The organism is Acidimicrobiales bacterium (assembly GCA_040219515.1).
Classification (GTDB): Bacteria; Actinomycetota; Acidimicrobiia; order Acidimicrobiales; family Aldehydirespiratoraceae; genus JAJRXC01.
The window spans coordinates 1-3,777 of record JAVJSI010000006.1; the positions used below are offsets into that span (position 1 = coordinate 1).

A 3,777-nucleotide genomic window follows, 5' to 3' on the forward strand; every position below is an offset into this window, starting at 1 on the left:
CCAACATGCCGGCCGACAGCGCGGCCCACACATCGGGCAACGTGACCGCCATCCGGGTACCGCGCTCACGCGCCGCAGCGCGCGACGGCGACAACCGGCCACAGTGACGCACCATCGTCTTCGCCGACACGAACCCATCCGCCGAATACAGGCCTGACCCGTCGAGCTCACCCTGCACACGCACCTGCACGGCCCGCAACTTGCGAGCGCAGGCCTCGACCGAACGCACCAACGCCGCACCCTCGGCCCACGAGTCAAGCGCGATCGGCGTGACCAGGAGCTCGTCGAGCGCCTCGTCCATCGCCTGCAGCAAACCCTCATCAACCATGCAATGCACACTAGCGAGGGGGTATGACACCGACCTCGGGCTTGCGCCACACCGACACGTGCGAACGGCTCGTCGCGGTGTACGGCTCGCCTTTCCAGCCACCCCAACGCTCGACGAGTTCGAGCCCGGCGATCCGAGCCATCAGGTCGTATTCCGCCGGCCACGCGTAGCGGTGCGTCGACGAGAAGGCCTGAGAACGTCCCTCCTCGATCCAGTGGTGGTGCGAGGTGAGCCGCTGGGCGACGACATCGAACTCGTCGATGCCGATGTGACCATCCGACACGACGAAGGGCAGGTAGGTCTCGCCCACCCCCAACCGCTGGAGCCGCGGCACCCCGGTCTCGATCACGAACCTCCCACCGGGCAGCAGGTGCGCGGCCGCATTCTCGAAACAGGCGACCTGCTGGTGTTGTTCGAGGAGGTTCGTGATGGTGTTGTAGACGAGATAGACGAGTGTGAACTCACCGTCGACGCGCGTGGCCGCCATGTCGCCGATCGTCACCGAGATGTCGGCGCTCTCAGGTTTGGCTGCGAGGATCGCCGCCATCGGCTCGGAGAGCTCGATTCCGCTAACGGAGATGCCCCGCCGACTCAGCGGTACCGCGATGCGGCCAGTCCCGATCGCGAACTCGAGTACAGGGCCGCCCGCGGCCAGTTCGGCCAACTTCTCGACCACGGGTCCGATGGCGTCCGCCGAGTTCATCGGATCGGCGGGACTGTCGTAGCGAACCGCGATCTCGTCGTCGAAGAAGGTCATCGCAGCAGGCTCTCAGGCCTGCGGCTCGAGTGCCCGGAATTGTCAGGTCCGCCGGTTGCATTGCAGTCGGCGAGAACCCGGCCGGCCCAATAGGGTCCCGTCCATGAGCCTCACCGACACCACCATCGTCATCGCCGGAGCGACCGGGCAGGTGGGCACGCCCGTCGCCAAGGCGCTCGCCGCGCAGGGCAACGAGGTGCACGGCCTGGCCCGGTTCAAGGACCCGGCCAGCCGGGAGGAGATGGAGGCGGCCGGCGTGACCTGCCATGCCGTCGACCTGATCGACCCGGACTTCTCCACCGTGCCGACCGCCCCCGACCACGTCCTCAATTTCGCCGTGACGAAGACGGGCCGCTGGGACAAGGACCTGGCCGCCAACGCCGATGCGGCCGGCCTCCTGATGCAGCACTGCCGAGAGGCGACGACCGTGCTGCACTGCTCGTCGACCGCGGTCTACGCGCCCACGGGCGGCGAGCCGATGCGCGAGGACTCGGCGCTCGGCCAGGACCACCACCAGTACATGATGCCGACCTACTCGACGGCGAAGACCGCGGCCGAGTCGGTGGTGAGCTTCGCGGCCAAGGCGTTCGACCTCCCCACCACGATCGCCCGCCTCTGCGTGCCCTACGGCGACGAAGGCGGCTGGCCGATGTTCCACCTGCTCATGGCCCAGGGCGGCCAGCCGATCCCGGTGCACACCGACGGCAGTCGCTACAACGTGATCCACCACGAGGACATCATCAACCAGATCCCGGCGCTGCTCGAGGCGGCGACCGCACCGGCCACGGTGCTCAACTGGGGCAGCGACGACGTCGTGTCGGTCGAGGAGTGGACGCGCTACATGTGCGATCTCACGGGCGCACCCGAGCCGACGTTCGCCCCCACCGACCACACGATCCCGAGCGCCGTGATCGACACGACGAAATCACGTCCGGTGCTGGGACCGAGCACCGTCGGCTGGCACGACGGCTTCCGCCGCCTCGCCGAGATCTTCGGCTGACCCGCAACCAGCCCGAGGTCGGGCCGGGTCAGAAGTCGGTGACCGTCGCGGCGAGCGGCTGGAACACTTCGGCCGCCCAGGCTTCGGTCCATGCGGCCATGTTGCCGCCCGTCGGCCAGAAGGCCGCCACCTGGTGGGCCCGGAAGGTCTCGAATGCCCCCAGCGCCGGGTCGGTGTTGGGGATCCACGACACGATCGCCTGGCCCGACGCGCCGTAGAAGTCGCCGTCGCCCCAGCACTCGTTGAACGGCGGCGTGGTGTCGTCGACGTAGACCTGCTCGAGTGTCGGGACGTAGGAGCCGGAGAAGGTCCCGGCGAGGCTGATGTTGCCCTGTGGTCCCTCGAGGTACTCCCACTCGGCGAGCTCGGTGCCGACCGTGTCGGGCGAACCGTCGACGGTGACGGTGCCGCTGAGCGCGCTGCTGCCGTAGGTCATGCCGCTCGCAGCCGCGCTCCAGTCCCAGAACGACATCACGCCCGGAATCGCGTGGACCCGCAGGTCGGTGACCGTCTCGTAGCGGTCCTCGTAGAAGATCTCGGTGCGCTGGGTGAACGGCCCGCTGTTGGCGCCGATGTAGGAACGGATCGCTCGGATCGGGCCGTCGATGTTCGCGATGAACGCACCTTCGGCATTGGCGAACGTGGCGTTGCTGCGGCCGCAGGTGGAGAACGCGAACCGTGACTTGTGCCCGTCGAGGATGTCGACACCGGTGCCCCACCCGATGCGCAGCTCGTCGGTGATCCAACGATCGCTGAACCCCATCGAATAGTTGTCGGTCGTCACCGTCGACGACTCGGGGTTCGGCCCGTCGGCTCGGAGGTAGTCGTCCTTGTAGTCGCCGGCGTCGAGCGAGAAGTCATAGGTGACATGGTCGACGCCGGCGCTCGGATCGGCGCCGACGTTGCCGTAGTAGAAGTACACGTAGCCGGCGGCGCCGCCGTCGGGATCGACGACGGCGACCTCGCGAGCGAGGCTCACCGCGACGCCACCGGGTGGCGGGGTGCCGTTCGGCGCCCGAGGGCCGGCGTCGCGGGCGAGCACCACGATCTCGTCATCGCTGTCGACGGTCGGGTCGGTGTCGGCGCCCACCCATGTGCCGGGATCGGCATACACGAGCGCGGTCACCCCGCTGTTCGAGCCGCTGCCGTAGACCGTGCCGGTGACCCCGGGTGACGAATTGTTGCCGGGCACACGGCCGAAATCGGCCACGACCCGCTCATCGACCTGGACGGGGATCTGCACCCACCCGGCGCCGTCGGCATCCCAGCGGAAGGCGAGCGCCCGTGCGGGCTCGAGCCCGAGGCCGTCGACGCCGAGCTCTGCGCCGGTGAGCACGAGCGCGCCATCGACGCGGGCGAGGAAGGGGACATAGGCGTAGTCACACGCGGAGGCGACGAGCCCGACCAGGGCGACGAATGTGAGGAGTTTCCAACGACCAGCCATGCGAGAAGACTGACACCAAACCGCGGCCGACGTCGACTTACGTACGTCCGCGACCATTCCCGCCGGCATTACCCGGCGACTCCGGTGGACCACCACCCGGCACCCCACCCGAACCACCCGGCGACTCCGGTGGACCACCACCCGGCACCCCACCCGAACCACCCGGCGACTCCGGTGGACCACCACCCGGCACCCCACCCGAACCACCCGGCGACTCCGGTGGACCACCACCCGGCACCCCACCCGAA

At 68.8% G+C, this 3,777-nt stretch carries 4 protein-coding genes; 1 reads left to right on the plus strand and 3 read right to left on the minus strand.

Going from position 1 to position 3,777, the window contains the following annotated elements; translation table 11 throughout:
- The coding region (locus tag RIB98_04455; protein ID MEQ8840209.1) for a hypothetical protein at positions 1-328 on the minus strand (328 nt) is incomplete at its 3' end.
- A gap of 10 nt (positions 329-338) precedes the next feature.
- The gene (locus RIB98_04460) at positions 339-1,085 is read right to left on the minus strand and encodes a class I SAM-dependent methyltransferase (GenBank protein MEQ8840210.1); all 747 of its coding nucleotides are present in this window, start codon (positions 1,083-1,085) and stop codon (positions 339-341) included.
- Positions 1,086-1,188: 103 nt separating this feature from the next.
- Between RIB98_04460 and RIB98_04465 the strand changes: the two genes are divergently transcribed.
- Positions 1,189-2,085: an NAD(P)-dependent oxidoreductase gene (locus RIB98_04465; GenBank protein ID MEQ8840211.1), complete on the plus strand. Its 897-nt coding sequence runs from the start codon at positions 1,189-1,191 to the stop codon at positions 2,083-2,085.
- Between the two features lie 28 nt (positions 2,086-2,113).
- On the opposite strand, the gene RIB98_04470 is transcribed toward RIB98_04465, so the two are convergent.
- The gene (locus RIB98_04470; protein ID MEQ8840212.1) at positions 2,114-3,529 is read right to left on the minus strand and encodes a hypothetical protein; all 1,416 of its coding nucleotides are present in this window, start codon (positions 3,527-3,529) and stop codon (positions 2,114-2,116) included.
- Positions 3,530-3,777: the final 248 nt, after the last annotated feature.

Bases quoted from the DNA above. Each gene is read 5' to 3' on its own strand.
- RIB98_04460 (MEQ8840210.1), bottom strand. From the start codon at position 1,085: ATGACCTTCTTCGACGACGAGATCGCGGTTCGCTACGACAGTCCCGCC.
- RIB98_04465 (MEQ8840211.1), top strand. From the start codon at position 1,189: ATGAGCCTCACCGACACCACCATCGTCATCGCCGGAGCGACCGGGCAG.
- RIB98_04470 (MEQ8840212.1), bottom strand. From the start codon at position 3,529: ATGGCTGGTCGTTGGAAACTCCTCACATTCGTCGCCCTGGTCGGGCTC.